The sequence below is a fragment of the Glycomyces dulcitolivorans genome, assembly GCF_003265355.1.
GTDB lineage: Bacteria > Actinomycetota > Actinomycetes > Mycobacteriales > Micromonosporaceae > Glycomyces > Glycomyces dulcitolivorans.
The window spans coordinates 1-26,452 of record NZ_QFRW01000300.1; the positions used below are offsets into that span (position 1 = coordinate 1).

General features: G+C 71.0%; 24 protein-coding genes and 1 pseudogene. 12 read left to right on the top strand and 13 right to left on the bottom strand.

What is annotated here, in order from left to right:
• From DI269_RS20675 to DI269_RS20715, 9 genes and pseudogenes are all read right to left on the bottom strand, one after another.
• Positions 1–1,368 (bottom strand): annotated as a pseudogene (locus tag DI269_RS20675) (hypothetical protein); the annotation flags it as partial.
• Positions 1,369–1,370: 2 nt separating this feature from the next.
• Positions 1,371–2,111, bottom strand: a complete 741-nt coding sequence (locus DI269_RS20680; RefSeq protein ID WP_157975122.1) for a hypothetical protein — start codon at positions 2,109–2,111, stop codon at positions 1,371–1,373.
• Between the two features lie 47 nt (positions 2,112–2,158).
• Positions 2,159–2,470: a hypothetical protein gene (locus DI269_RS20685; RefSeq protein WP_112139342.1), complete on the bottom strand. Its 312-nt coding sequence runs from the start codon at positions 2,468–2,470 to the stop codon at positions 2,159–2,161.
• 241 nt (positions 2,471–2,711) lie between these two features.
• Complete coding sequence (locus tag DI269_RS20690) at positions 2,712–3,050, bottom strand: hypothetical protein (protein ID WP_112139345.1); 339 nt, start codon at positions 3,048–3,050, stop codon at positions 2,712–2,714.
• Positions 3,051–3,076: 26 nt separating this feature from the next.
• Complete coding sequence (locus DI269_RS20695; protein ID WP_112139347.1) at positions 3,077–4,561, bottom strand: WXG100 family type VII secretion target; 1,485 nt, start codon at positions 4,559–4,561, stop codon at positions 3,077–3,079.
• Positions 4,562–4,673: 112 nt separating this feature from the next.
• Positions 4,674–6,038 carry a WXG100 family type VII secretion target gene (locus DI269_RS28715; protein WP_112139349.1) on the bottom strand — a complete coding sequence of 455 codons (1,365 nt, stop codon included), beginning with the start codon at positions 6,036–6,038 and terminating at the stop codon, positions 4,674–4,676.
• Between the two features lie 9 nt (positions 6,039–6,047).
• On the bottom strand, positions 6,048–6,353 hold the full coding sequence (locus tag DI269_RS20705; protein WP_112139351.1) for a type VII secretion target: 306 nt from the start codon (positions 6,351–6,353) through the stop codon (positions 6,048–6,050).
• Positions 6,350–7,087 carry a hypothetical protein gene (locus DI269_RS20710; protein WP_112139353.1) on the bottom strand — a complete coding sequence of 246 codons (738 nt, stop codon included), beginning with the start codon at positions 7,085–7,087 and terminating at the stop codon, positions 6,350–6,352. The genes DI269_RS20705 and DI269_RS20710 overlap by 4 nt, the downstream gene beginning before the upstream one ends.
• Before the next feature lie 74 nt (positions 7,088–7,161).
• Entirely contained in the window at positions 7,162–8,004 is an 843-nt protein-coding gene (locus DI269_RS20715; RefSeq protein WP_112139355.1) for a hypothetical protein, read from the bottom strand.
• A 351-nt stretch (positions 8,005–8,355) separates the two neighbouring features.
• On the opposite strand from DI269_RS20715, the gene DI269_RS20720 reads away from it, so the two are divergent.
• From DI269_RS20720 to DI269_RS20745, 6 genes are read left to right on the top strand one after another with little or no spacing between them, the layout of a single operon-like run.
• Positions 8,356–8,637, top strand: coding sequence for a hypothetical protein (locus DI269_RS20720; protein WP_112139357.1), 282 nt, complete (start codon positions 8,356–8,358; stop codon positions 8,635–8,637).
• Between the two features lie 48 nt (positions 8,638–8,685).
• Complete coding sequence (locus DI269_RS20725) at positions 8,686–9,075, top strand: hypothetical protein (RefSeq protein ID WP_198667599.1); 390 nt, start codon at positions 8,686–8,688, stop codon at positions 9,073–9,075.
• A complete protein-coding gene (locus tag DI269_RS20730) occupies positions 9,072–12,179 on the top strand; it encodes an ATP-binding protein (RefSeq protein ID WP_112139359.1) in 3,108 nt (1,035 codons plus the stop codon). The genes DI269_RS20725 and DI269_RS20730 overlap by 4 nt, the downstream gene beginning before the upstream one ends.
• A complete protein-coding gene (locus tag DI269_RS20735; protein ID WP_112139361.1) occupies positions 12,176–14,107 on the top strand; it encodes an MFS transporter in 1,932 nt (643 codons plus the stop codon). Before DI269_RS20730 ends, DI269_RS20735 begins: the two co-directional genes overlap by 4 nt.
• A 3-nt stretch (positions 14,108–14,110) precedes the next feature.
• Complete coding sequence (locus DI269_RS20740) at positions 14,111–14,647, top strand: hypothetical protein (protein ID WP_112139363.1); 537 nt, start codon at positions 14,111–14,113, stop codon at positions 14,645–14,647.
• Positions 14,644–15,807, top strand: coding sequence for a M23 family metallopeptidase (locus DI269_RS20745; RefSeq protein WP_112139365.1), 1,164 nt, complete (start codon positions 14,644–14,646; stop codon positions 15,805–15,807). Before DI269_RS20740 ends, DI269_RS20745 begins: the two co-directional genes overlap by 4 nt.
• A 14-nt stretch (positions 15,808–15,821) precedes the next feature.
• Here DI269_RS20745 and DI269_RS27850 read toward each other — a convergent pair whose 3' ends face one another.
• Positions 15,822–16,811, bottom strand: a complete 990-nt coding sequence (locus DI269_RS27850; protein WP_198667600.1) for a hypothetical protein — start codon at positions 16,809–16,811, stop codon at positions 15,822–15,824.
• A gap of 126 nt (positions 16,812–16,937) precedes the next feature.
• Between DI269_RS27850 and DI269_RS20755 the strand changes: the two genes are divergently transcribed.
• Positions 16,938–19,274: a hypothetical protein gene (locus DI269_RS20755; RefSeq protein ID WP_157975125.1), complete on the top strand. Its 2,337-nt coding sequence runs from the start codon at positions 16,938–16,940 to the stop codon at positions 19,272–19,274.
• Positions 19,275–19,333: 59 nt separating this feature from the next.
• A complete protein-coding gene (locus tag DI269_RS20760) occupies positions 19,334–20,020 on the top strand; it encodes a GNAT family N-acetyltransferase (RefSeq protein ID WP_112139371.1) in 687 nt (228 codons plus the stop codon).
• Between the two features lie 35 nt (positions 20,021–20,055).
• Here DI269_RS20760 and DI269_RS20765 read toward each other — a convergent pair whose 3' ends face one another.
• Positions 20,056–20,793 (bottom strand): hypothetical protein, encoded by a 738-nt coding sequence (locus DI269_RS20765; RefSeq protein ID WP_112139373.1) that lies wholly within the window; start codon positions 20,791–20,793, stop codon positions 20,056–20,058.
• A gap of 191 nt (positions 20,794–20,984) precedes the next feature.
• On the opposite strand from DI269_RS20765, the gene DI269_RS20770 reads away from it, so the two are divergent.
• Together DI269_RS20770 and DI269_RS20775 are read left to right on the top strand one after the other, a co-directional pair.
• Entirely contained in the window at positions 20,985–21,512 is a 528-nt protein-coding gene (locus DI269_RS20770) for a hypothetical protein (RefSeq protein ID WP_157975126.1), read from the top strand.
• A 67-nt stretch (positions 21,513–21,579) separates the two neighbouring features.
• A complete protein-coding gene (locus DI269_RS20775; protein WP_112139377.1) occupies positions 21,580–22,314 on the top strand; it encodes a DUF7873 family protein in 735 nt (244 codons plus the stop codon).
• Between the two features lie 471 nt (positions 22,315–22,785).
• Here the strand turns inward: DI269_RS20775 and DI269_RS27265 are convergent, their stop codons facing one another.
• Positions 22,786–23,274: a hypothetical protein gene (locus DI269_RS27265; protein ID WP_157975127.1), complete on the bottom strand. Its 489-nt coding sequence runs from the start codon at positions 23,272–23,274 to the stop codon at positions 22,786–22,788.
• 232 nt (positions 23,275–23,506) lie between these two features.
• Here DI269_RS27265 and DI269_RS20785 point away from each other — a divergent pair, with 232 nt between their 5' ends.
• Positions 23,507–24,214 carry a sensor domain-containing protein gene (locus tag DI269_RS20785; protein WP_112139381.1) on the top strand — a complete coding sequence of 236 codons (708 nt, stop codon included), beginning with the start codon at positions 23,507–23,509 and terminating at the stop codon, positions 24,212–24,214.
• A 79-nt stretch (positions 24,215–24,293) separates the two neighbouring features.
• Entirely contained in the window at positions 24,294–25,160 is an 867-nt protein-coding gene (locus DI269_RS20790; protein ID WP_112139383.1) for a class I SAM-dependent methyltransferase, read from the top strand.
• Positions 25,161–25,162: 2 nt separating this feature from the next.
• Here the strand turns inward: DI269_RS20790 and DI269_RS20795 are convergent, their stop codons facing one another.
• Complete coding sequence (locus tag DI269_RS20795; RefSeq protein ID WP_157975128.1) at positions 25,163–26,263, bottom strand: hypothetical protein; 1,101 nt, start codon at positions 26,261–26,263, stop codon at positions 25,163–25,165.
• Positions 26,264–26,452: the final 189 nt, after the last annotated feature.

Here is a 26,452-nt window from a genome sequence, read left to right on the forward strand (position 1 = left end):
GCCCGGCAGGCCGCCACCGGCGCCACCGCCGGGAAGGCCGCCGCCACCGAGGCCACCACCGCCGAGCCCGCCGCCACCGCCGCCGGCCAGACCACCCGAAGGCAGGTCGTCCGGGTCGGGCGTGGACGGGTCCCACGGGCTGTCGTCAAGGTCGCCGGGGCCCGGGATGTCGCTGCCACCAGGCAGGTCGGAGTTCCCCGGGTAGTCCGGGTTGCCCGGGTTGTCGGGCAGGTCCGTCTTCGGCGGGTTCACCGGCTTCACGCTTCCCGGAGGCTTCATGTCGCCGAGCCCGGGAGGCGCACCGCCACCGGGGGGCGAGCCGCCGTCGAGGCCGCCGGGGGGCTCGGTGTTGCCGTTGTTGAAGGTCGTCGGTTCCGACTGGCCCGCTTCAGGCTTGATCTCCTGGACGGCCATGTTCGTGTTGCTGGTGCGGTCCGTGATGTTCTCGTTGACGATCGTGGCCTGCTCTTGGAGCTGCTCCTGACCGTCGGTGCCGAGGTTGTCCGTCACCGTCTTGGCGTACTCGTCGGAGTGGTACTTGGCGAGCTCCGCCCCGCGCCGACCGTCTTCCTCGTAGTCGGGGTTCGCGTTCGTGTACTCGATCCAGTTGTCGTAGACGCGCTGGCGTTCACTCTCGACCTCGTCGACGATGGTGGCGTCAAACCCGGCCCACTCCATCGCGACCTTGGTCTCGTCGTCCGGGAACACTTCGCAGGACCCGAAGTAAGCGGGCCGGATGTGGATCTTGTGCGAGCAGGCCGCGGCGTCTTCGAGGTGGAACTTCGGAGACGGGTAGGGGCACTCCTCGCCGCCCTGCTGGTTGTAGATCTCAGTGGCCTTGTCGCTGAGATTCTTGACAGCGCCGCTGTTGCCGTCCGCGCCGATGATGTCGTCGAGGACCTTCTTGGAGTTCTTGATGACCGTCTGGACCTGCTCCTCGAAGGCGTCGTAGTCTTCGCCCTCCCATTCGCCGGAGAGCGCGGTCAGTCCGGTCTCGAGGTCGGCGGGAATGGTGGTCATCTTGCCAGCGAGGTCCGCCCAGAGTTCGCTGATCTCAAGGATCGCGTACTCGTCGGGGCTGCTCGGGCGGAGCGAGGCGACCAGCGACTGCACCGACTCGCCGTTCGGGAGGGCGTAGGACTGGATCTCGCGGGAGGGACGGATGTTGGCCGTCGCCTGGTGGCCTCGCGGCACCGCCGACATCAGCTTGAGCCATGCCTCCTCCGCCGGGTCCACCGTCTTCGCGGTGCACTCGCCGAGCCCGCAGGAGGGGGTCTTCATCAGGTCGTTGATCCGGGCCTGGATCGCGGAGTTCGCCTTCCCCTCGGCAGCGTCGCCGTACTCTTCCTTCTCGAATTCTTCAGCCATGACTAGAGGCCACTTTCTTTCTTGGCGAGGAGGTCCGCATATGTCGTCGGCATGTAGTCGCCGAGCACCCAGGTGAGGAACTCTTCATTGGTGAAGGTGTAGACCGGGTCCGCTTCGAGTTCGACCGCGGGGTCGTTCGTGTAGTCGATGAACGCGTAGAAGACGATGTCGGCCTTGCGGACGACGGCGCTCAGGCTGTAGCCGGTCGCCGAGTTGCCGCCGTAGTAATAGCTCTCGTCCCAGTCGCCTTCGACTTCACCCTGCTGCACGTCCGTGTACTCGGTGCCGCCGGTCTCGAGCGCCTCGTTCAGCTGGTCGACGCGGACCTGGAAGTTCTCGGTGGCCTCGGAGTCTGATTCCCACGGGGCCACACCGATGTCGATGGTCGCGTGTCCGGTGAAGGCCCTGCCGTCAACCGTGTAGGAGGGGAGGTTTGCCAGGAAGGCACCGCAGTTGAACGCCTCGCCGTCGAGACCACCGGGGATGTCGCTGGACGTCAGCCCGTCATCGCCCCAGTCGACGACGCCCATGAAGTCCTGAATCGACTGGAGGTCGTCGAGCGCCGGGCAGCCGTCCCACTCGGCCATGACGCCGTACGAGCTGGAGCCGGAGCCGCCACCATCAGTGCCACCGGTCGCACCGTCTGAGGGCGGCGAAGAGGGGTCGTTGCCGCATCCGGTCAGCAATAGGCCGGCGGCGCCGGCCGCGGCCAGGCCCTTGACCAGGGTCAGTTTTCGGGTCACGTTGAAGGATCCTCTCTGTCGGTCGCCCGGTTGCCGGCTGACCACTGTCACAGCTGGTTCTCGAAGTTCTGGCCGCTGACGTCGTCGGAGTCCTCGTGGCCCTTCGCCGACTCGTCCAGGGTGCTGACGATGCCGTCGAGGGATTCGCGCAGGGCCTGGAGGTTGTTCCAAGTCGTCTCGTGGAACGTCTGGTAGGTCGTGCGCGCCGCCTCAGAGCCGTCGAGCATCCCGAACGCAGGCAGCTTGCCGAGGGGCTGGCCGTTGCGGAGCTGCGTGATGATCTCGTCTTCAAGCTTGTCGAGCTGCGCCTGCACCGTTCGCTGGTAGGCACGGAGCGCTTCTGGGTCGACCTTCGGCATCGCATTCCCTGTCTGTGAGTTCAGTACCTGCGGTACGGTCCCCCGACGTGCGGTCAGACGCCATCGCGCGAGGACGCGGACGGGACGGTGCGGAGTCTGCGCACCGCCCTGCGCCCTTCGGGGGGATTACGCGGGTCTCGACGGTAAGTTCACGGTTCAGGTTAGCAGGGGTGTGCAAACCGTGCGCCTTTGAACAACATGGCCGTCACGGAGTGTGACCGCAGTTCGCAAAGCACGGAAATCACGCGTAAAGGTCGTCGCCGTCGGTGAGTCGGAGGATCTCGACGGCGGTCTGCTGGTCCACGACGCCGCCGTTGTCGATGGCCGATTGGAGGCCCGCGCGGAGGCCGTAGAGGGTGCCGCGGAGGTACTGGAGGTTGCGCCAGGTGGTGGCGTGGAAGTCGGCGTACTCGACGGCGGCGTGCTCGGTCGCGCCGGGGGCGGTGCCGAAGGCGGGGGCCTTCTTCAGGGCGCCGTCGCGCAGGGACGGGACGACCTCGTTCTCCAGCTCGTCGATGAGGTCGCCGAGGAACTGCCGGTAGCGTTCGAGCGCGGCGGGGTCGAAGGCGCGGATGGCCATGCGGGGCTCCAGTTCTCGAGGCGGGGTCAGGCGTAGGGGTCGTCGTCTTCGTCGACGAAGCCCCACATGTTCCCGTCCTCAACCAGGTCGACGTCGGGTTCGCGTTCCTTGTCGTCGGCGGGCAGTCCCTGCGCGGCTCCGGCCGGGCCGCCCATCATCGGGCCGCCTCCGCGGGGCGCGGCGGCGGTACTCGCAGCGGCGGCTCCGGCGGTGGCGGCGCCGAGGGTCGTGGCCGCGACCGAGGCTGTGCCGACTGCGGGGGCGGTGGTGGTCGTGGAGGCGGGGACTGCACCGAATCCGGTTGCGCCGCTTGAAGCTCCACCGCTCGCGAGGCCGCCGCTGGGCTCGCCGTCCCCGGCCGGTTCCTCGTCATCGGCAGCGGGCGGTTCGCCCGCGGGCGGGTCCAGGGACGGGTCCTCGGTGGCCTGGGGTGCGCCGGAACCGGTGGGCTGGTCCATGGGCGGGGGCGCGAGGTCCATGTACGCGGGGTCGGCGGCGGCCGGGTAGTCCTTGTCGCTGCGGACGGTGCGGACCGAGCGGTCCTCGCCGTCGGTGTCGGCGCCGCGCTGCGCGATGTCGTCGTCGATCGCGGCGTGGCGGGAGTCGTAGGCGCCCCAGCTCTGGTCGACGAGGGTCCCGTAGTGCTCCATGGCGTCGGCGACCGCGAGCTCCTTGGCCTCCTCGACGGTGAGGCCCTTGGCCGGGTCGAGGCCTTCGCGCTCGATGGTGACGGGGCTGGCGTAGTAGTCGATGTAGTGGAGGATGCGCTCGTCGATGTAGTCGATGATCTCGGTGGCCAGCTCGGGCTCGCCGCCGGCGAGGGCCACGACGTGCTCGGCGTCCTGGCAGGTGTACTGGATGCAGTCGCCGTGCCACCAGGCGGGCCGCACGTGCACCGACACCCAGCTGTGCCAGTCGCCGTCGATCCAGAACTGCGGTGCGGGGTAGGGGATCTCGCCGGAGTCGCCGCCCTGGATCGTGTACAGCGCGTCCTCGGTGACCTGGAGGCTCGCGACGGTCGCGTCGACGTCGTCGATGAGGTCCTCGACGAGTTCGCGGGTCTGGCCGCAGGCGGCCTCGAAGGACTCGAAATCGGCGCCCGACCAGCCTTCGGCGAGGTCGGCGAGGTTGGCGCGGATCTGCTCGGACCAGTCGGCGAGGCGCCCGGCGACGTCGTCGGTCCAGGCGCCGCGCAGCCGTTCGAGGGAGTGCGCGTCGGCGTGCTCGGGGCGGACGGCGGCGACGGCGGCGCGGAAGTCGGCCTCCGTCGGGTACGACATCGCCGATTCCCTGGGCCGCAGCCGGTAGAGCTGGCGCTCGACCGGGACGGCCGACACGAGGCGCTGCCAGCCCTCCTCGGCGGGGTGCACGGCCGCGTTGCCGCACTCCGGATTGGAGCAGCCGGGCCGCGCCGCGACGATGTCGGGCCGCGTCTCCACGTCGCCGAACGCGGGGGCGGCGGCGGCCGGGGCCGCGGCATCGAGGCCCTGGTAGGACTCGTTGTCGCTCATCGAAACTCACCTCGCGAGGGGAACGGCGGCAGGTTCCCTTCACCGTACCAACTGCGACCGCCTCGCGACAGCACCGAAAGCGGCGCCTACCGGGGGCGCCGGCGGCGCAGGATCACGGCGGCGAGCAGGACCGGGAGGACGAGGAAGACGAGGACGGCGACCACGGGGGCGAGGTGCTCGCCCGTGCCGGTCCCGGCCGTCCACGCGGTCGGGCGGCCCCAGTCCGGATGGAGCGCAGCGGGTTCGACCAGGAACGCGTCGAGGCGCTCGCCTTCGGTGCAGCGGCCGTCGACCTCGACGTCGACCTCGATGTCAGGGCCGCCGTCGTCGGGGGTGAAGACGCCGGTGCAGACCTCGTCGCCGCCGCCGGAGACGCCCGCCTTCTCGACCACGACCGCACCGTGCGTGCCCGATTCGCCGTCGGCGGCGGACCGGAACTCCAGGTACCGGACGGTGACCGCGGCGAGGGCAAGCAGCGGCACGAGGACGAGGAGCGCGGCGGCCGTCCACCCGGCGGCCCGGCGGCGGGTAACCGCCATTCGACCCGCTCGGGGTTCGTGAACCGGTCGGGCGCGTGGTCCTCCCACAGGTTGAGGAGGGAGTCGGGGATGCCGAGGGCCGGGCCGCCGCCGTCGAAGAGCGCGCCGGTCTCGCCGTCGCCCTTGTAGGTCGGGAAGATCGCCGAGACGCCCTGGAAGACGTGCATGGCGTTGGTGACGGAGGCGTGGCGGCCGCCGGGGGTCATCGTGGCGACGTTGATGCCGTAGACGAGGAACCCTTCGAGCATGTTCGCGAGCCCGGCGCCGGCGACGTCGAGCGGGTCGACGGGGTTGCCGTGGAGCTTCTGGAACCCGAAGGTGACGGCGGTGAGCCCGCCGGTGAGGGCGGCGCAGCCGGTGGAGACGGCGATGAGATAGGCCTCGATGCTCTTCATGGAGGCGACGAGGCCGGTGGCGACGGCCTGGGCGCTGGCCATGATCGCGGGCGCGCCGGGGGCGGTGAGGACACCGGCGAGGGCCGCGAGGTAGGCGGCGAGGAAGGCGTCCATGACGATCGTGCAGGCGGTGAGGAACAGCCAGTAGACGGTGAGCATGACCGAGAAGGCGACGAGCTGGGCGCCGATGAGGAACGCGGTGACGGCGAGCTGCTGGAGCTGGGCCTTGAGGTTCGCGGCGGCCTCGCGGAAGGCGTCGGCGTCGTCGCCCGACCAGTTCTCGTCGTTGACGGTGTCGACCTCGGCCTGGAGGGCGTCGGCGGCCTCGGTGTTCTTCTCGGCGAGGGAGACCCAGGCGCCGGCGGCCTTGAGGATGTCGCCGGGGTTGCACTGGTTGAGGTAGATGCTGGTGGCCATGGCCTGCACGGCGAGTCCGAAGACCATCGCGGGCGGGGCGATGGCGACCGCGCAGGACTTGATGACGCCGTTGTAGTACGGCGACATCTCTTCCCCTGCGTCGTAGAGGCTCTGCCCGGTCGACATGCGGCTCCCTCAGCTGCCGGCGCCGAAGGCCTCGGCGCAGGCGTCGTCGGTGTCGGTCATGTCCTGGGCGCACGAGTCGAGCGCGTCGCGCAGATTGCGGAAGCACTCGGCGGCGCCGGCCATCGACTCGGTGACCGTGGAGGTCGCCATGGTGTACGCGGCGGCCATCGGGAGGGTGACGGTCGTGTAGAGGCTGCGGTCGATCTCGCTGAGGGCGGGGAGGACCTCGTTGGTGGACTCCAGGACGGGGACGACGCTGCCGTCGATGCCCTCGCCGAGCCGGCGGACGAACTCGGGGTCGAAGATCCGGGTCATGCCTGTCCTGCCTTCCTCTGGAGGGTCTCGTTGGCCTTGGCGATGCGGTCGACGATCTGCGCGGCGGCGGCCCCGGCGCGTTCGGCGTCCTCCGGGGCATTGTCGATCGTCTTCGCCACCTCGTCGGGCAGCCCGGCGCGGGCGCGCTCCTCGGCGAGGGTCCTGACCTCGGCGCGGGCGCGGGCGATGAGGCCGGTCAGGGCCGCGGAGAGGCCCTCGACGCCGCGGGCGCGGGCGTCGGGTCCGATCCACACGCCGGCGACGGCGCGCTCGGAGCTGGAGGTGACGGTGAGGTCGCCTTCATCGCTCGTGACCTCCGCGGTGAGGACCTCGCGGGCGGGTTCGGCGCGGGCGGTCTGGGCGGCGCGCATGGAGTTGAGGACGCCGTCGAGCCGGTTGGCGATGGCGCGGTCGAACTCGGGGTCGCGGCTGAGGGTGCCCTGGGGGGCCTCGATGCCGAGGCGCCCGCGCATGACGGCGGCGAAGTCCTCGAAGCCGCCGGTCGCGGCGGCCTGGCGGAGGTCGGCGACGGCGTCGATCCCGGCGGCGAGGGCCTGGTCGGCGGCGGCGCCGGGGCGCGGCATGCGGCCGGCGAGCTCGACGACGAGGTTGGCGATGGCGCTGGGTGACTGGCTGAACCCGGAGGAGGAGACCTCGACGTCGATGCGGCCGTCGAGCACGCGCAGCGTCACGTGCTCGTCGAGGTCGGTGAAGACCTGGTCGGCGTCGTTCACAGGCGCGGCTCGCTTCGCTGGAGGTCACTCCGAGGATAGCGAACCGCGCGCACGGTGACGGCCGCTGTTTCGTGTCAGCCGGTGCGGTCGGCTCCCGCTTCGGCCCGGGCCTCGGCGAAGCTTGCGAGCGGTAATTGGGTATTGGCGCCGTTCTCCAGCGGCCACACGGTGGCCTCGACGGAGCCGACGAGTTCGAGGGGGCCGACAAGGGAGGCGGTGCGGGCGACGGTGAAGTCGTCGAGGGCGAGGAGGCTGATGCCGCCCCTGCTCTGGGCGACGGCGGCGTAGAACGCGCCGGTGCCCTTGTCCTGGAAGACCCAGCCGGGCCGGGTGTCGGTGGGGATGGTCGGGACGGCGGAGCGGGACGCGGGGAGGCTCCCGGTCGCGGACGTGTCGGGGGCGTAGGGGGCTTGGGGGTGGCGCGGCTCGGGCGGGTAGTGGTGCGGCTGGTCCTGCGGGTCGGGTTCCACGGGCGTCTCCGTGTAGTCGGGGATCTGGTAGCGGGTCGGGTCGCCGGAGACCGGGATCGGCGGCGGGGTCGCGTGATGGTCGGGGACACTGATCAGCGTCCGCATCTCGACCTTGCCCGCAACATAGCTGACGAGCCAGAGTCCGGCGGCGAGCGCGAGGAGGTCCACGCCCACGGCCAGGAGTACCCGCAGGTTCGCGTTCAAATCGGTGCCGAAGCGCGCCAGGGAGAACAGGCCCGCGGCGAGGGCGAAGACGACGAGGCCGACGAGGGCGCCGGCCATGACGGCGGGGCGGCCGAGCCTGGGGACGGGCGCGGAGGGCCACTTCTCGGAGGCGCGGACGCCGCCGAGCGCAGCGGCCGAGAGCGCGGCGACCGCGAGACCGGCGACGGCGAAGGCGACGGCCGCGGCGGTGAGCCGGCCGGCGATGTCGTCGATGTAGTCCATGGTGGTCTCCGCGAGGTCGGTGCTCGGCCTGGGGCCGGCGGATCGGGCTGCCCGGCTGGGCCGCCGGGCTCTATTGTGCGGCTTGATCGTAGGTCACCGGGCTCTCCCATCTTAGTGTCGGATTGCCGACACGCAGTGATCGCGGCCATCGGATTGATACTTCCCGGCTTATCTGTTTCAGTTGCGGATGTCCAGGTTCACGGTCGCTCTTCGAGCCGACGAAGGTGCGTTCCGTCAGGGGTCCGGCATATGATGAGGGCAGACCCCGCAACGGGTTGGGAGACAAGAAACATGAGTGAAAATTGCGTTACGTGAGGTTCTAGTTGCTCGTGTGACGGAAGGATGGGACTGATGACTGTGAGAGAGACACTCTGGACGGTGGCTTCCGCCGCCCAAGCCGGCGCCGAGATCAACACGCAGGGGATCATCGGGTTCTTCCTGTCCAAGATCGCCCCGATCCTCCTGGCGATCCTCGGCCTCATCTTCATCGCCCGCGCGAACAAGGGCGAGGTCAGCCGCGTCCTCACCTCGTCGACGATCGCCATCATCGGCATCGCCTTCATCGCCGGCGCGGTCGTCCTCGTGGCCGTCGGCGGCGGCCTGGTCGACGTGCTGTTCAGCCAAGAGGACTAGCAGGCCCCCACATCGCCCCTTTGCAGTTAGGCCGGACGGAGGACGCCCATGCGCTTGCGCACCGACGACGACATCTACCGTGCCCGCCTGCTGTACCTCGGCCCCCCCGGCTACACGCTCCCCGTCCACCTCCCGTACGGCCAGTACGGGGCGTTCGCCGCGCTCCTGGCCCTGTTCATGTTCGTGCGCTGGGCGTTCACCGGCGACGTCGACCTCTTCCCCGCCATCGAGATCTCCCTCGCCCTCGTCGCGACCTCGCTGATCTTCCGCAACGTCGACGCCGACCGGCCCGCGACCACCGTCCTGCGCACGCTGCTCACCGACTGGAAGCACACGCGCGGGGACGGCCGCGAGGTCCGGATACCGGCGTTCACGACCCGTTCGATCCGCCTGCGGCCCACACTCGTGGAGCCCGTCCGAACTGAGGAGCGCCTATGAGCGGCGAGGACCGCCGTCAGCCCGTCGCCAAGTTCTCGGCCCCCCGGCCCCCCGCGCCCGTGCGGGACCGGGAGCGGTCGTCCGGCGACCTCGGCGACGACGCCACCGCCCTCGCGGACGCGGTGTTTCGCGGGGAGCCCGCGAAGGCGCGCCCCCAGAGCGAGCCGCGGCCCGCGCCGCAGGAGCCCCGCCAGGCGTCCCCAGTGGAGTCGCTGCGACACGCGTCGCCACCTGCGTCGATGACGCCGCCCTCGACGACTCGTCCACAGGGCTATCCCCAGGGTTATCCACAGAATCAGCCGGGTTATCCACAGGGGTATCCACAGCGTTACGCACCGCCTCCGACCAGCGGGAATCCACAGGGTTATCCACAGCGCAACGGAAGTTATCCACAGCAGGGGTCGAGTTATCCACAGCCTGTTGACCAGGCCCGCGGCACTGTTTCCACAGGTCGCCCACAGGCGCGGCAAACCAGTACACAACGGCCGCCGGGCCAGGACCTCGTCCCGGTCCGCCAGTCCCGCGCCGAGGCGGTGCCGGTGGGCACCGGCGACGCCAAGCCGGCCCGCGTCAAGCCGATCGGCGCCGAGAAGGAGCGCCAGCCGCTCCGGGAGCTGAGCCTCACCGAGATCGCCGGGCACGTCACGTTCACGCCCGCGTCGGTCACCGCCTGGTACAAGCTGCCCGGCGTGCGCTGGTCCTTCCGGCCCGACCTGGAGCGCGAGGCGCTCATCGTCGCGATCGCCGAGCAGTACGCCGGCCTCGCGGGCATGCGCGTCCACATGCGCCGCACCACCCGGCCGTTCCCGGCCGACCAGTGGGCCCGCACCGTCGACCGCAACACCGCGCGGCCGCTGCGCACCGTCCCCGGCGGCACCAGCTGGGCCGACCACCTCGTGGCCGCCCAGCGCCACCTCCAGCAGCTCTCCCACGCCGAGGGCGAGACGTTCCTCGGCATCACCTTCTCGCGGCGCGGCGCCTTCGACACCATGGGCGAGAAGGTCGGGCGCATGTTCGGCCGCGGCACCAAGCTCTCCGAGCGCGAGAAGATCGAGAAGCGCAGCCTCCAGTTCGACGAGGTCCTCGGCTCCTTCGGCGTGCGCGCCCGCCGCGCCACCACCGAAGAGCTCGAATGGCTCGTCTACCGCTCCGTCGCCCTCGGCATGGAGCCGCCGCGCCTGCTCTCGGGCTCGAACGGCGACTGGGAGCCCGGCGACGTCCTCGCCCTGACCGAGTCCATCGAGCGCTACCGCAGCCCGTACGGCTCCACCGTCAAGCTCGTCAACCGGCTCACCGGCGAGGAGAAGCACACCGCCGTCCTCACCGTCGGCCGCATGGAGGAGCTGGAGATCCCCCAGCGCCACGAGCCGTGGCTGCACTTCCACGAGCGCTGCCCGTGGCCCGTCGAGCTGTCGAGCCGCATCGACATCCTCGGCCCCGGCGAGGCCTTCCGCGACCTCGACCACCGGCTCCGCCTCATCCGCAGCCAGCAGCGCGACTACGACGAGCACGCCATGGACGCCCCGCCCGAGCTCCAGCGCCTCGCCGAGCGCGCCCTCGGCGTCGGCGACGAGATGACCACCGGCCTGCCGATCGACGCCGCCCGCGCCCACGGCTGGCACCGCCTCGCCGTCACCGCGGACACGAAGGAGGAGTGCCTGGAGCGCGCCCGCACGCTCATGCAGATGTACCAGCGGGACATGCGCATCAGCCTCCAGCACCCCAAGAACCAGGACTGGCTCGCCCGCGAGTTCATCCCCGGCGAGCCGGTCGCCCAGACCGGGTACGTCCGCCGCATGCCCGTCAAGCTCATGTCCGCGGCCATGCCGCAGGCCGCCTCCGTGGTCGGCGACAGGCGCGGCGACCTCATCGGCCGCACCGCCGGCACCTCGCGCAGCCCGGTCTTCCTCGACCTGCACTTCGCCACGGAGGTCCGCGAGAAGTCCGGCCTGTCGGTCTTCGTCGCCGAACCCGGCGGCGGCAAGTCGACCCTGATGGGCGCCATCGGCTACCTCGCGGCCCGCCGCGGCGTCCAGGTCACGCTCCTGGACCCGTCGGGGCCGCTCGCGAAGCTGTGCGAGATGCCCGAGCTCAAGCCGTTCTCGCGCGTGCTCAACCTGACCGGCTCTGAGTACGGGACGCTCGCGCCGTACGCGCTCATCCCGTCCCCGCGGCGCGAGCACTACGCCGACTCGCCCGACGGCCAGCGCGAGTACGACATCGCCGTCTCCAACGCCCGCTCCGAGCGGCGCATGCTCGTCCAGGACATCTGCGCGATGCTCCTGCCGCCGCAGGTCCAGCGCGAGGCGAGCACCGCCCGCCTCCTGCGCCACGCCGCCCGCCACGTCCCCGCCGAGGAGGACTCCGCGCTGGAGGACCTCGTCGAGTCCCTCCAGGACGCCGAGGACCACGTGACCGGCGACGGCGCCGAACTCGCCGCGCTGCTGCTCGACACCGCCGAGATGCCGCTCGCGAAGCTGTTCTTCGGCACCCCGGACAAGGGCGTCCTGGAGGACGACACGGCGCTGACGGTCATCACGATGTCCGGCCTGCGCCTGCCCGACCTCGGCATCGAGCGCGAGTACTGGTCCGCGGAGGAGGCGCTCGCCCTGCCGATGCTCCACACCGCGCACCGCCTCGCCGTCCGCCGCGCCTACGGCGGCGACATGCACCGCCGCAAGCTCGTCGGCCTCGACGAGGCTCACTTCATGGAGGGCTGGAAGTCCGGCCGGTCGTTCCTGGTGCGCCTCGCCCGCGACTCGCGCAAGTGGAACCTCGCGGCGCTGGTGGCCTCGCAGAACCCGAAGGACATCCTCGGGCTCGATGTCCAGAACCTCGTCTCGACCGTGTTCGTCGGCCGCATCGCGGAGGACGCGCAGATCGCGGAGGAGGCCCTGAAGCTCCTGCGGGTGCCGACGGGGGTCGGGTACGAGAGCGTCTTGGCGTCCCTGTCCGAAGTGGACGCTTCGGAGACGCGGAAGCTCCCCTACCGCGAATTCGTCATGCGCGACGTCGACGGCCGCGTCCAGCGCATCCGCGCCGACTTCAGCTGGGTCCGCGGGCTCCTCGACTACCTGAACACCACCCCCGGGGAGGACCAGTGACCGACCCCTCCGCCGTCCACGATCTCGCCCCGCCCGCCCCCGGCCGCCTCGCGCGCCTCGGCGGCAGGGCCGCCCGAATGCTCCTGGTAATGGCCGCCGCCCTCGGGGCCCTGGTCCTGACCCCGGGAGCCGCCGGGGCGCAGGGGGACGCGGAGGGGTGCTCGGACTACGAGTGGCACACCTACTGGTCCCAGTGCGTCGAGGAACTCCCCGAGGCCCAGGAACTCCCGTGCGAGGCGGCACCCCAACCCGCCTCGCCCGACTCCGGCATGGCCGGCTGGTTCGCCGAACCCAGCAACCTCGACAAGAGCGAGGGCATCGGCACCTACAGCGCCTACGGGTACGCGGGCTATCAGCTCCCGATGTACGGCTCCCAGCAGATGAGCGTCGGCGGCCAGTGCGTGGACTCCGTGTCGATCCCGAACGGGGCCGACACCGCGAACGCCTTGGCGAACATGGAGTTCAACCTGTCGGTCGCCACGGTCGGCGCCGCGAACTCGATGCGCCAGGCCGCGTGGGAGCCCGACACCATGTGGGGCTGGTCGAACCGCTTCATGGAGCAGGGCACCGAGGTGCTCTACCGCCAGATCTTCACGGTCTTCGGCGCCGTCACGGTCGGCCTCATCGGTCTGTACCTGCTGTGGCGCTCGCGGCAGGCCGACATGAACAACGCGGTCACCACTGTCGCATGGGCGGTGCTGATCCTGGTCCTGGTCACGGCGGTCGTGCGCTGGCCGGTGAAGGCCGCGGAGTACACCGACAAGGCGTTGACCATCGGCATGGACCTGAGCACCGTGCTGATCAGCGACGACACCGCGGACGGCTGCGTCCGCATCGACGGCCTCACGCAGCAGGAGTACGAGGACCTCAAGGAGGACAACGAGGCGAACCCGAACTTCTGCATCGACACCCGGTCTGCGGCGGTCACCGCGTCGGACACGGTCTCCGGGCAGGTCCTGTACCAGAACTGGCTGCGGACCATGCTCGGCCAGAGCGAAGAGGTCACCTTCCAGGAACGGAATGGCGAGGTCGTAGAGGACTCCGAAGGCAACCCCGTCGTCACCGAGTCGAACACGGCCTACAAGTACGGTCCCGCGCTCTTCGCCGCCCAGGCGATGTCCTGGCAGGAGAACGAGGAGGCGGAGGATTCCGCAACGGTCCGCAACCGGCTCATCGAGGAGAAGCAGGAGCTCTGGCAGGGCCTCATCGCGCAGATCCAGACCGAGGACCCCGAGGCGTACGCGAACATCAGCGGCCAGCGCGCCTGGGAGCGGACCGGCACCGGCCTGCTCGCGCTGCTGACCGCGATCTTCTTCTCGCTGTTCGACCTCACCGCGTCGATCCTCATCATCCTGGGCTTCATGATCGTGCGGTTCGCGATCGTGGCGCTGCCGATCATCGGCACCATCGCGCTTCTGCGCCCTGCGGGCGGTCCGTTCAAACGCCTGGTCAACACCGTCCTGGGTGCGATCATCAACGTCGCGATCTTCTCGCTCGCGGCGGTCATCTACATCTGGGCGTCGAGCCGCATCCTCCAGACCGCCATGCCCGTATGGCTGCAAGTGGTCATGATCGGCCTCCTAGGCGTGGCCGCCTGGCTGCTCCTACGACCGGGCAGGCGCATCGCCGGCCTGGTCGGCGGCAGCGGCCCCGCCGACACGTTGCTCGGACGACGCGGCGACTCCGGTACGGCCGAGCGCGAACGCGAGCAGGAGCGCGCCCGCCAGCGCCGGGACGACGCCCGCCCGGAGGAAACCTCCGACACCGTGCGCACCCCGCGCGGCGGTTCGAGCGACACGCTGCCCGAGCAGCAGACCACCTCCGACAAACCCTTGACGAGCGGGAGCGGCTCCGGCACGTCCACGAGCACGTCCACCGGCGGCAGTTCCGGTGGTGGAGAGGTCTACCGGCCTTCGAGAAGGGAATGACGGATGAACCGCGCCCTCCGGATCATCTTCTCCCGCTACGGGATCATCGTCATCATCCTCATCCTGGTGCTCGGCGTGATCGCGCTGGCCAACCGGCGCCAGGACACCCCGCTCGACGGGACCAACGGCGTGGACGGCTCTGAAGGCGACGCCACCACCGAGGGGCTGACCGCCGACGACGGCTTCGCCACCGAGGAGTGCGAGGGCGACGACTGCTTCGCCGACGAGGAGCTTCCGCAGGAGGCCGTCGACCAAGCGGTCGAGTTCGCGGAGGCGTGGCTGAATCCGAACGGCTATGGCGCGCAAGGCTGGTACGACTCCATCGAGCCGTTCCTGACCACCGAGACCGCGACCGCGATGGAGGGGGCCGACCCGGAGACGGTCCCCGCCGAGGAGATCGTCGGCGAAGCGATCGCTGAGGGATTGAAGGTCGGCGTCCCCCTCGATACCGGGACGCTGACGCTCACCATGGTCGAAGGCTCGAACCCCTGGACCGAGAACGGCTGGCTCGTCTCGGCGATCGACTGGGAGCAGTCATGAGCGTCGTCAGCAGTGAAGCGACCACCGCCAAGGAGCGGTCCGAGGACCCGAAGCCCCCGCGCGTGCCCAAGCGGCTCCGGCCGCTGGTGTGGACGCTCGCGGTGTTGAGCGTGTGCTGCCTCGGTGCGGTCGTGTCGATCGTGCAGCTGCTGTCGGACCAGTCGAACGACGAGGACGGCACCGTGATCGCCGCCGGGTGCGGGACGACGACGGTGGACCCGAACGCCGAGTTCCCGAAGATCGGGCCGTACAGCTCGGAGCAGATCAAGAACGCGGCCATCATCATCGCCGTCGGGCAGGACCTCGAAGTGCCGGTCCGCGGTTGGGTCATCGCCGTGGCGACCTCGATGCAGGAGTCGCGACTGACGAACCTGGGGCACCTCGGCGACCAGAACGACCACGACTCGCTGGGGCTGTTCCAGCAGCGGCCCTCATCGGGTTGGGGCACGCCGGAACAGGTCACCGATCCCGTGTACGCCTCGACGAAGTTCTACGAGAAGCTCGTGAAGGTCGACAACTGGGAGAGCCTGCCGCTGACGGTCGCGGCACAGCGGGTCCAGATCTCGGCATTCCCTGACGCCTACGCGAAGCACGAACCGCTGGCGACGGAGATCGTGAACACCCTGACCGGTGGCGGCGCGAACGTCTCGGCGGTCAGCACCGAACTCGGTACCTGCGCACAACCGGGCGAGCTGTCGGCCGCGGGCTGGATGGCCCCGGTCGAGGGTCCGATCTGGTCCGGGTTCCAGACCCCGGAGCGCCCGACCCACAACGGGGTCGACATCGGCGCACCGCGAGGGGCGACGGTCGTGGCAGCGTCGAGCGGGACTGTGATCACGTCCGAGTGCAATGCGAGCTTGAACGGGCAGCCTTATTCGTGCGACGTCGACGGCTCTCCTGAGGTCGCCGGCTGCGGCTGGTACGTCAACATCCTCCACGCCGGGGACTACCTGACCCGCTACTGCCACTTCGGTTCCGCGCCTTTGGTGAAGGAGGGCGACGTGGTCCAGGCGGGCCAGATCCTCGGCTACGTCGGCTCCTCGGGCCGCTCCAGCGGCCCCCACCTGCACTTCGAGACCCACCTGAACGCCGACCGCAGCGCCGCGGGGGCGGTCAACCCGATCACCTTCATGCAGCAGATGGGCGCCCCGCTCGAATAAGCGGTGCTGAGGACTCAGTCCTCGGTGCCGTCCATGAGGTTGTCGCCGCCCTGAAGAGAGGCCACGCAGTCTCCCTGCACGCTGATGTCGAACTCGAAGGTCTCCTGGTTCAGTTCGCCTTGGAGTGTCACCTCGGCCGCGAATGCTGCCACCGAGCCGTCCGAGGATTCGGCCGGGTCGACGCTGACGAATCCACTGGTCTCGCCGTTGGTGGCAGCCCAGTCGTCGATCGCGGCGTCGAGGTCCTGCGGGGTGATGCCGGTGAACGCTTCGCACTGGATCTCGCTGGCGGCCTGAATGTTCCTGGTTCCCACGATGTACGTGAGGAATTCAGAAGCCAATGTCTCAGGGTCGACGGCGTTGCCTGTGGAACCCTCGGAGCTCGGTTCCTCTTCTTCCTGGGGCTGTTCCGTATTGGAGACGCAATAGGTGCCGTCGTTCTCCTGCACAGTCACGATGAATTCTTCGTGGCGTTGGGTGCCTTCGGAGATGTAAGAAACGGTTCCGGCGATCGCGATGCCATCGGTTGTCGGCACTGGATCTCCGGTCTCGACATCAACTCGTGTGATGCCGCCCAGTTGGTCGGCGTACGACTGGCGGACTGCGTCCAGATCGTCGGGAGTGAGCTCCGGCGAAGCGTCCTCGCAGAGGGCGGCTTCAGCTCGGTCGAGGTCTTCGTTGGAGCCGTACCGGAGATAGCTCCATGCGGCTCCCTCCGCGTCGGTGGCGGCCTGGTCCCGCGGGTCCTGGTTCTCTTCGTTTCCGCTTGCGGCGAAGGCCGGGGCGATCCAGGCTCCGAGGCCGAGGACTACGGCCCAGGCGGCGGCCATGGCGGCGACGCGGGGCCATTTTCGGGGCGGGTCGGCGTATGCGGCGGTTTCGGGGTCGTCGACGGGGACGACGCGGTAGCGCTTGCCCGCGGCGTCGCTGAAGCCGGAGGCGGCGCCGGACGGGCGGGCCGTGCGGGCGCGCCTGATGGTGCGGCGGAACAGACCCTTTCGCATGTGAACACCCTATTGGACGGGACCCACCCCGCTCAACCGGAAGGCGCGAAGCGTTTCGGGTGCGGATCGGCATGGGGCCGTTGGCGATGTACCGGGTGACGTGCAGGTTCGCCCTAGACTTGTGGCATGAGCCACCTCCCGATGCAGCGCGGCGAGTCCGAGGTCGCGGTCGTTCCGGCGCCGCGGAGCGGGCCGGAGCCTGCGGGGGTGGGGTTCGCGCTGGTGGCGCGCGATCCGGGCGTGCAGGGCGGGATCGAGGCGCATCTGCGGGAGCGGTGCGGGGTCGACACGCAGGCGGTGCGGGACTGCTTCATCTGGAACGGGCTCCAGTCGGAGGTCGATCCGGGCGGGGAGCTGGATGTCGAAGCGGAGTTCCTGCGGCGGGCGGGCATCGAGTTCGAGCGGCAGGCGGCGCTGACGCCGGGGAGCGTCGACAGGGCGCTGCTGTGCCTGTGGGTGCACCATTCGTCAGTGCGGGCATGGAACCACACGTTCCGGGTGGACATGCTGATGAAGTGCATGATCCGGTTCCGGGACATCGCGACCCGGGCGTGGGGTCTCGACGGCGAGCCGGACGGGGCCGTCGGTCTGGCGCTGCGCCTGTGCGAGCTGGTGCGGCAGGAGATCGAGCTGGAGGACTGCCTGAAGACCGGGTCGCGGCTGCGGTACACGGAGGCGCTGGACATCGTCATCGGGTCGTGCGCGGGCCTGCTGCACGACGCCGAGGGCGAGGGCGGCCCGGTGGGCGGGTTCGTGGGCGGGGAGGTGGCGGTGCGCCGCCAGTACCACCTGGTGCTGCGCGAGCTGCACCGCGCGCTGGTGGCGCGGTCGTCGGGGCAGCGGGAGAAGTTCGAGGTGCGCCGGGAGCTGCGGCGCCTGGTGAACGCGTGGCCGTTCTCGTCGGTGGAGCTGAGCAAGATGAACGCGCACCGGCAGGCCCTGGAGCGGTTGCGGGACGCGCAGAAGGACAAGTGGATGCGCATCGACGAGGGCAGGATCGTGTACCTGTTCCCGTTCGGGGTCACCGGGATCGACTACGAGACGATCCGCGCGCGCCTGAAGCGGTCGTTCGCCGAGCCCGGGGCGGGGGCGGTGCGGCCGACCGCGGCGATCGACCACTTCACGTACCACGCGGACATCTGGGAGCCGCGCCTTGAGCGGGGCAAGCGCTTCGACGGCCTGGAGCTGATCCTGCCGAAGGTGCGCCTGGTGGTCGACGGGGAGACGACCGAGGAGCTGAACGCGGCGCTGCGGTTCTCGCCGATGGGCGTGCACGGCCTCCGCCTGGAGCGCACGGTCGAGGACCTGTACCCGGGTCAGCTGCACGCGGCGATGTTCCGGGCGGCGCGCGAGCACGGGACGGTCGAGGTGTCGTGCGAGGGCACCGAGGTGACGTGGGACCGCTTGTCGCGCTTCGCAAGGGACCTGATCCTGCGCCAGCTCCCCGAGGACCTCGCCGCCGGCGCGGACCCGGAGGCCCCGCCGGTGCGGATCCACCGGGGGCGGTCGCACGTCCTGGTGCGGGTGCTGCGCGCGTCCGAGCGGGACCGGGAGTTCGACCGGACGACCGGCGACGAGGTGCGCCCGCTGGTGCAGGACGGGAGGCGGCTGCTGGAGCTGGTGGGCTCGTCGGTGCTGCTGCACGCCGCGCCGGACGCGAAGGAGTCGCTGTGGGACTGGATCCGCCTGGCGGACGACCACAGCAAGCAGATCTGGAACCAGCGCAACCAGGGCGACCTGCTGGTCTCGACGGAGAACACGACGGTGATCGCGGCCCTGGACGCCCCGAACTTCATCTCCGGGGACCTGGAGGCGATCGCGGAGTTCACGGCGTGCCTGGGCGGGATGATGGCGGCGTGGAACCACCGGCTGGACGACTACCGGGCCCTGGTCACGGAGATCATCGCCGGGTACTCGCTGCCGGGCGCGGACCGGTCCGCGCAGGTGGAGGCGATGAAGCGCAAGCGGATGCAGATGCTGGAGTTCGAGGGCGAGACGAGGCAGGTCATCGCGCTGCTGCACTCGCCGGGGCTGCTGCGGTCGCCGTCGAACTCGGCGTCGCTGCGGCGCCTGCTGACCGCGAAGGGCGTCGACGAGCAGCTGGCGAGCTTCAGCACGCGCCTGAACGAGGTCATGGCCGACCAGTCGGAGGCGACGCTCCAGCGCTGGGAGGGCGACCGGCAGCAGCGGGTGCGGGACTCGCTGACGGCGGCGGTGTCGGCGCTGTCGGTGTGCGCGGCGATCAGCATCTGGCAGGCGGCGGGCTTCTGGACGCCGGCCGGCTGGGGCGCCGCCACCGTGGTGGTCGCGGCGTGGGCGGCGGTGTACGTGTCGGCGCGGTGGGTCTCCTACAACGGGGGCCCGTGGTCGACGGTGCGGTTCCTCGCCGCCCAGCCGGCGCGGGCGCTGCACCGCGCCCACACGGCCTGGGCGAGGCGGCGGCTGCGCCGCATCGCCCGCTAGCGGTTTCGGGCCCCGCGGGCGGCGGCCGGTGGAACACTGGCGTTCCAGGGGGTCTGGTCATGGGGTTCACGACTGTCGAGCGCACGGCACCGGACGGGCTGTTCACGGCGGTGTACCGGGGCCTGTTCACCCCGTCGTTCCCGCCCGAGGAGCTCGAAGCGGAGGACGTGCTGGCCGCGGCGCTGCGGGACGGTTCGGCGAACCTGTTCGCGGTGCTCGACGACGCCGGGGAGCCGGTGGCGGCCGCGTTCGGGGACTGGTCGGCGGACTCGCGGGTCCAGCTGCTCACCTACCTGGCCGTGGGGCCCGCGGCGCGGGGCAGCGGGATCGGCGGCCGGCTGCTGCGCGAGGCGGTCGCGGCGTGGGCGGTGCGCCGCGACCCGTGCCTGGTGGTCGCCGAGATCGAGGACCCCGACGCGCCCGCGCATGAGGCGCACGGCGACCCGCGCCGCCGCCTGGCGTTCTACGAGGCCGCGGGCGCGCAGGTCCTGGAGGTCCCCTACTTCCAGCCCGGCATCGGCGGCCCGGAGCACCGCGTCCGCGGCATGCTCCTGCTAGTCCTCCACGCCGCGCCGCAGCTCAGGCACGGCGAGCGGATCGACGGCGAGGCGCTGCGCACGTTCCTGGAGGACCACCTCGAAGCGGTGGAGGGCGCCGTCACCGCCGATGCGGACACCGAGGCCCTGTTCGCGGCCCTGGACCGGCCCGGCGGGGTGCCGATGGGGCCGTGGCGTCCCGGGCGGTGAACGCACCGTTCAGCGCCTAGTAGTGAACGCGCCGTTCAGCTCCCGGCGTGCTCCAGGTACCGCATCAGGTTCGCCGCCGACTGGAGCAGCTGCCCGTCGCCGCCGATGACGGCCCGCAGGTCGCCCGGTTCGCACGGGCGCCGGTCGGCCAGGCGCGCGATGTCGAGGAAGTGCGGGTGGACGCCGGTGCGCCGGTACGCCGCGAGCTTGTGGTGGCCGTCGATGAGGAACGCCGCGCAGTCCTGCTCGTCGCCCGGCGGCTCGGACCGCAGGAGCACCGCGAGAGGCCGCTCGCCGCGTCCGATCGCGTCGGCGTACATGCCGACCACGGCGTCGCTGGGCGGCGGCCAGTTGTCGGTGGGGATGACCGCGGTGCCCTCGGTGCCGATGGCCTCGTACGGGTACCACCACGCGGACCGGTTCTCCCCGAACGGCTCGATGTGCACGTTCGCGTCCGGCCAGCGCCGCACCCCGTACGCGCCGGGCGCCAGGAGCCTCAAGATCGGGGCCGCGAGCTCGGCGGGGTCGGCGTCCTGGTCGGGGACGCGGAGGCGTTCGCGCATCCCGCGCAGGCTCTCGCGGTGGCGGGCGTCGCGGGTGCGGATCGCGAACCGGTCGATGGACCCGGAGCCGGTGTAGCCCTCGACGATGAGGGGCCGCCATCCGACCCGGAGGGCGCTGGCGCCGTCGTGCCCGCCCACGGCGAGGGTCCCGTCGCCGTCGTCGACCTCGACGACCTCGTAACCGAGCGACTGGGCCAGCCGCATGATCATGTCGCGTCTCCGTCCTGCCGCGGGTGCGGTCGGCGTCATCGCCGCCGACCCGCGACCACCCTAGTACCCCGGAACACACCGGTCGCAAACCGCATCTAAGGCCCGGGGCCGGATATTGCGGGACCCCACGCGGGCGGGCACGCGCTTACACTCAGTGGCATCCCCATTCCCCCCTTTCGAAGGGCCGTACCGTGGCCGATCCCCCGCAGTACCCCGTGTACCCCGCTTATCCGCCCCAATACCCGTATCCGCCGCAGTACTGGCAGCCGCCGCGCCGCCCGGGTCTGACGACGGCCGCCGTGGTCCTCATGTGGGTCCAGGTCGGCCTGGGCCTGCTCAGCGGCATCTCCACCGCGTACGCGCTCACGGCGGGCCGGGACGTGTTCGTCGAGGTCGTCCCGGGCCTGGCCGACTGGGTCCCGCTCGTGCTCCTGGTCTTCTCGCTCCAGGCGCTCCTGTTCGCGGCGCTGCGGTCGCTGTTCGCGGTCAGGATCATGCGGCGCAGCGCCTCGGCCCGCCGGGGCGCGCTCGCGCTGGAGGGCGCGTCCATCGGCGTCCAGCTGGCCTGGCAGATGGTCATGTACTCGGCGTCGATGCCGTACCACCTCGAACAGGGCACGTCGTTCACGTTCAACTTCGACTGCACGGGGATCATCCTGTCGATCCTGGTCCTGTGCTTCCTCGGCCCGGCCCGCTCCGCGCGCTGGTGCGACCGCTGACGGGAAACCGGGTCGCCCGTTGTGGCGCGCGCATCCTATGGTGGGGCGCGAAAGTGAGGACTGCTCCGTGACGAAGTTGAACCAGATCATCGCGATCGAGAAGAGCGTCAAGGCGAAGGCCGCGCGCGCCCTCGGCGACGCCGGGCGCGAGCTCGGGAAGGCGCCGCTGCTGTCGGGGATCTCCCGGACCTACCAGCCGAAGGACGAGGAGGGCGAGCAGCTGCCGCCCGAGTCGACGAAGGTGCAGCGGCGGGTCGAGGCGCAGCTGCGCGAGGTCTCGGCGGCGATGACGCGGCTGTTCGACGTGACGGCGACGAAGGACCGCACGAACGCGGTCGCGACCGCGGACATCACCGTCGACGGCGAGGTCCTCGTCGCCGACGTCCCGGTCACGTACCTGCTGTTCCTGGAGAAGCAGCTCGCCGAGCTCCAGGCGTTCGTGAAGGCCCTGCCGGTCCTGGACGCGGCCGAGTCGTGGACGTTCAACGAGGCCGCGGACTGCTTCGCGACCGACCCGGTGAGGACGGTCCGCACGAAGAAGGTCCCGCGCAACCACGTGAAGGCCGAGGCGACCGAGGAGCACCCGGCGCAGGTCGAGGTCTACTACGAGGACATCCCGGTCGGGTACTGGACGACGGTGAAGTTCTCCGGTTCGGCCCCGGCGAACCGGGTCGCGCAGCTCTCGGACCGGCTGGAGAAGCTCCAGTTCGCGGTGAAGTTCGCGCGCGAGGAGGCCAACGGGACCGAGGTCGCCGACGAGTCGGTCGGCGCGAAGGTCTTCGGCTACCTGCTCGGGGACTGACCCACAGACCCCCCTGTTTTGAGCGACAGGGGTGGCGCGCAAGCGCCGAACCACGCTGAAACTGAGATTCAGTCGTAGCAGATCGCGGTGGTGTTGGGGGTTCGAGTCCCTCCCCGCCGGCTCGACCGGCCGGCGGGTGGCCCAATTGGTAGAGGCGCACTGCGAAGACTCAGACTCTCGCTCCAGTATCAGCATTCGCCACGCCGTCCGGATCCGCGAGCGGCCCCCTGGGGCACAGAAGTTGAAGGTTCGAATCCTTCCCGCCGCACCACTTGCGGCGGTAGTTCAATGGCAGAGCGCTGTGTTAATAGCAGATTCAACGGCTGCCGCGGGACGTGACGGCCACTATGTGGCACATGGCGGCCCGGTGTCGAGGTCAACGACCCGGGCCGCACCTAACGCATGTTGAAGCGGCGCCGGCTCGATGGCGCCGCCGGCGCCGCTCCTCTCCGGGGAGAGACGGGTAAAGCTCTAGGTGGTCTCGTCGGTGGCGGACTCCTGGCCGCCGCCGGGCTGGCCCCCGCCTCCGCCGCCCTGCGGGAGTTCGGCGGCGCAGGCCTCGGTCGCGGCGGTCCAGTCGTCCTCGTCGACGCCGTCGGGCGCCTCGAAGCCCCCGAACCCGCCACCGCCGGGGCCGCCGGAGGGCATGTCTCCGGTCGGCATGTCGGTGGGCATCTCCCCGGTGGGCATGTCGGTCGGCATCTCGCCGTCGGTGGGCATGTCAGTGGGCATCTCGCCGCCACCGCCGCCGGGGAAGCCGCCGCCTTCGCCGAACGGGCTCCAGTCGTCGGGGAGGTCGATGCCCTCGTCCTCCAGGCACGCCGTGTACGCGGCGAACGGGTCGTCGGAGGTCGCCTCGTCGGTGGCGTCCGCGTCGTCGTCGCCGCAGGCGGCCAGTGCGAGCGCGGTCAGGCCCGCGGCGCAGCCGATCCGCACGGCCCGGGAAAGCATCGGTCTCATGGGCAGTGACACTGTGCGCCGAAGCTCGGGGACACCTCAAAACCGGATCAGCGATTTCCATTGAATCGCCCCGGGACCCGCACTGACCTGGACGTCCCGGCGAACGCGGCCCCGGCCCGCGGCTCGACGCCGGCTCAGGGCGGGCCCGACCAGGCCGGTAGGGCTGTCCCTACCGGCGAAATGCCTGCTCGCAGGCTCGAAGGAAGCGCCCGCGCGGACGAGTATTGGAAGCATGAAAAGCATCTTCAAGCAGCTCGGCGCCGACTCGGCGTACCTGCTCTCCGCGTTCCCCATCGCCCTGCCGGCCTTCGTGATCACCGTCGCCGGGTTCGCCGCGGGCGTCGGCACCGCCGTCGTGTGGGTGGGCGTCCCGATCCTCGCGGCGACGCTGCTGGCGATGCGCGGCCTGGCCGCGGCGGGCCGGTTCCAGCTCGAAGCGGTCCTCGGCCGGCCCGTGGTCCGGCCGCGGTACCGCCGCGCCCCCGAGGGCGCGTCGGCGCTGCGCCGGTTCCTGACGCCGATCGCGGACGGCCAGTCGTGGCTGAACCTCCTGTGGGGCGTGGTGAACTTCCCGCTCGCGATCGCCGGGTTCGTCGTGGCCCTGACCTGGTGGACCGTCACGGTGGTCTCCCTGGCGTACCCGCTGTACGCGTGGGCGATCCGCCGCGCCACCGGCGAGGGCGACGGCATCGAGTACGCGACCCGCTGGCTCGGCTGGGGCGACTCCTACCTCGCCGTCTCCGCGCTCGCGGTCGCCGGCGGCCTGGTCATGGCCCTGCTGCTCCCGCTGGTCCTGCGCGGCTTCGCGCTCACCGAGGCGGGGCTGTCGCGCGGCCTGCTCGCCTCGCTGACCGAGGCCGACCGCCCGCACGGCCCGATCCGCACGGCCGTCGCCGACGCCGAGGTCACCCGCGTCCAGGAGCGCCTCTCGGCGGCCTGAACACGCTTCATGAGGGCGGCCGCGGTGCGGCCGCCCTTTCGCGTGCGCGCCGATCGGACCCGGTGATAGGTTGGCCCGCATGGCATCACAGGGACACCACCACGGGTCGGCGGCGTTCGACTTCGCCGAGCAGGCGCCCCGGTTCCGCGCCCGCGCCGACGCCGAGACCGACCGGTACCGGCACCTCGCCGCCACCCTCGCAGGCCCCGAGACGCGCACCGCCGTGGACGTCGGCTGCGGGGCCGCGAGCATGGCGTTCGCCCTCGCCGAGACGATCCCGGGCCTGCACGTGACCGCCGTCGACGCCGAACCGGCCATGCTCGACCTCGTGCAAGACCGCGCCGCCGAACGCGGCACCCCCATGACCACGGCCCTCGCCTCCGTCGACGACCCTGCGGCCCTCGCCGCCGCCGTCGACGGCCCCGCCGACCTGGTGTGGGCCGGACACGTCGTCCACCACGCCGCCGACCCCCAAGCGGCCCTGGGGAACCTCGCCGCACTCCTGGCCCCCGGCGGGCGCCTCGCCATCGGCGAAGGCGGCACCGCGCCCCAGTTCCTCCCCGCGAACCTCGGCACCGGCCGCCCCGGCCTGGAACTGCGCCTCATCGAAGCCGGCGCCCGCCGCCTCGCGGCCGAACTCGCCGAGCACGGCGGGACCCCGCTCCCCTACGGCTGGAACCTCGCCCTCGAACACGCCGGCCTCACCGAGATCCGCACGCTCAACGAACTCGTCGCCAAGCCCGCGCCCCTGGAAGGCCCCGACCTCGACCACGCCCTCGCGGCCCTCGAAACCCGCGTCGAATGGTTCGACGCGTTCCTCACCGGCGAGGACCGCGACACGTGGGCGCGCCTGCTCGACCGCGACGGCCCCGACTGGCTCGGCCGCCGCCGCGACCTCCACCACCTGGCGATCGACACCGTCTACACCGCCGTCAAACCCGCCTAGGATCAGTCCTCGGCGTCGAGCGTCCCCGACTCGATCTCCAACTGGAACAAGCGGTCCAGCGCGGCCAGGCCGTACACGTCCTCCACGCCCTCCGCGCACGCGAAATCGCTCAGCAGGTCGAACCCGTCCCCGACTCCGAGGCGCCCGAGCCGGTACGCGGCCTCGATCCGCCCCGACCAGTGGAAGCACGAGTCGACCGCGAGCACCGAGTACGCCTCCACCCCGGCCTCCGGGTCGATCCCGTGCATCGCCTCGGCCGCGTCGATCCCGAGATGGTGGTCCATGACGGCCTCGACGCCCTTGACGAGCCGCCACAGCGCGTCCCGGGCGTCCTCGGGGTTGTCGTCGGCGAGCTGCTCGGCGCAGATGATCCGCAGCCGCGACGTCACCAGCGGCGCGTTCGCCAAGTGCCGCAGCGCCATCGCCGCGGCGGGCCGGTTGACGCGGCGCAGCGCGTTCGCGGCCGAGTGCCGCACGTACTCGCTGACGCCGTCGTCGGTGACCAGCTGCATGAGCGCGATCGCGGCGGGCCGGGCGGCGCTGTCGGCGAGGGCGCTGGCGGCGTCGAGGCGGTACTTGTCGCCGACGTCCGGGTCGGTGGCGATCGCTTCGAGGGCGTCGGTGGCGTGCCCGAGGTTGAAGCGGCTCAGGTGCTCGGCGGCTTCGAGCCGCACCTCGACGTCCACTTCGGAGGCGACGGCGACTGGTGCGAGGCGCAGCGCCATGACCTCGCCGCCGAGGTCGACGAGGTCCTGGATGAGCTGGACGCGCAGGTCGATGTCGACGGACTCGTCCTTGATGGACGCGACGAGGTTGGTCATGGCGCGCTCGCGGCGCTCGGCGTGTCCGTCGGCGGCGGGCTCCGGGGCGGCGGCGTCCCAGAACCCTTGGCGGGCTTGAGGGTCGGGGGCTTCGGCGGGGGCGAGGCGGGCGAGGTGGCGGCGGCGCTGCCACAGGCCGGTGGCCCAGGTGGCGGCGATGGCGGGGCCGAGGAGGCCGTAGCCCCAGAACCGGTTGATCTCCAGGAGTTCCACTACGGGGACGGGGGCGAGGACGGTCGAGAACCTGAGCGTCCAGAGCCCCATTGCATCTGCGTGCGCCATACGTTGAACCTCGGGTAGAAGCGGTGGTGTGCTGCCTGAACTTCTCGGTACGGCGCGGTGCGGGGGCCCGGGAGCGGGTCCCGGATGCAGAGGGCCGGGGCATAAAGCGTAGTCCTCCAAGGCGAACGGCGGTCGCACAGGGTGTGCGACGGACGCCGGTGCGCGGTCGCCGGGCGCCCGCGGGCCCGC

What these genes read in the sequence shown, in the direction of transcription:
- DI269_RS20685 (WP_112139342.1), bottom strand. Translation starts at nt 2,470, where the DNA reads ATGCCGAAGGTCGACCCAGAAGCGCTCCGTGCCTACCAGCGAACGGTG.
- DI269_RS20690 (WP_112139345.1), bottom strand. Translation starts at nt 3,050, where the DNA reads ATGGCCATCCGCGCCTTCGACCCCGCCGCGCTCGAACGCTACCGGCAG.
- DI269_RS20695 (WP_112139347.1), bottom strand. Translation starts at nt 4,561, where the DNA reads ATGAGCGACAACGAGTCCTACCAGGGCCTCGATGCCGCGGCCCCGGCC.
- DI269_RS28715 (WP_112139349.1), bottom strand. Translation starts at nt 6,038, where the DNA reads ATGTCGACCGGGCAGAGCCTCTACGACGCAGGGGAAGAGATGTCGCCG.
- DI269_RS20705 (WP_112139351.1), bottom strand. Translation starts at nt 6,353, where the DNA reads ATGACCCGGATCTTCGACCCCGAGTTCGTCCGCCGGCTCGGCGAGGGC.
- DI269_RS20715 (WP_112139355.1), bottom strand. Translation starts at nt 8,004, where the DNA reads ATGGACTACATCGACGACATCGCCGGCCGGCTCACCGCCGCGGCCGTC.
- DI269_RS20720 (WP_112139357.1), top strand. Translation starts at nt 8,356, where the DNA reads ATGACTGTGAGAGAGACACTCTGGACGGTGGCTTCCGCCGCCCAAGCC.
- DI269_RS20725 (WP_198667599.1), top strand. Translation starts at nt 8,686, where the DNA reads ATGCGCTTGCGCACCGACGACGACATCTACCGTGCCCGCCTGCTGTAC.
- DI269_RS20730 (WP_112139359.1), top strand. Translation starts at nt 9,072, where the DNA reads ATGAGCGGCGAGGACCGCCGTCAGCCCGTCGCCAAGTTCTCGGCCCCC.
- DI269_RS20740 (WP_112139363.1), top strand. Translation starts at nt 14,111, where the DNA reads ATGAACCGCGCCCTCCGGATCATCTTCTCCCGCTACGGGATCATCGTC.
- DI269_RS20745 (WP_112139365.1), top strand. Translation starts at nt 14,644, where the DNA reads ATGAGCGTCGTCAGCAGTGAAGCGACCACCGCCAAGGAGCGGTCCGAG.
- DI269_RS27850 (WP_198667600.1), bottom strand. Translation starts at nt 16,811, where the DNA reads ATGCGAAAGGGTCTGTTCCGCCGCACCATCAGGCGCGCCCGCACGGCC.
- DI269_RS20755 (WP_157975125.1), top strand. Translation starts at nt 16,938, where the DNA reads ATGAGCCACCTCCCGATGCAGCGCGGCGAGTCCGAGGTCGCGGTCGTT.
- DI269_RS20760 (WP_112139371.1), top strand. Translation starts at nt 19,334, where the DNA reads ATGGGGTTCACGACTGTCGAGCGCACGGCACCGGACGGGCTGTTCACG.
- DI269_RS20765 (WP_112139373.1), bottom strand. Translation starts at nt 20,793, where the DNA reads ATGATCATGCGGCTGGCCCAGTCGCTCGGTTACGAGGTCGTCGAGGTC.
- DI269_RS27265 (WP_157975127.1), bottom strand. Translation starts at nt 23,274, where the DNA reads ATGAGACCGATGCTTTCCCGGGCCGTGCGGATCGGCTGCGCCGCGGGC.
- DI269_RS20785 (WP_112139381.1), top strand. Translation starts at nt 23,507, where the DNA reads ATGAAAAGCATCTTCAAGCAGCTCGGCGCCGACTCGGCGTACCTGCTC.
- DI269_RS20790 (WP_112139383.1), top strand. Translation starts at nt 24,294, where the DNA reads ATGGCATCACAGGGACACCACCACGGGTCGGCGGCGTTCGACTTCGCC.
- DI269_RS20795 (WP_157975128.1), bottom strand. Translation starts at nt 26,263, where the DNA reads ATGGCGCACGCAGATGCAATGGGGCTCTGGACGCTCAGGTTCTCGACC.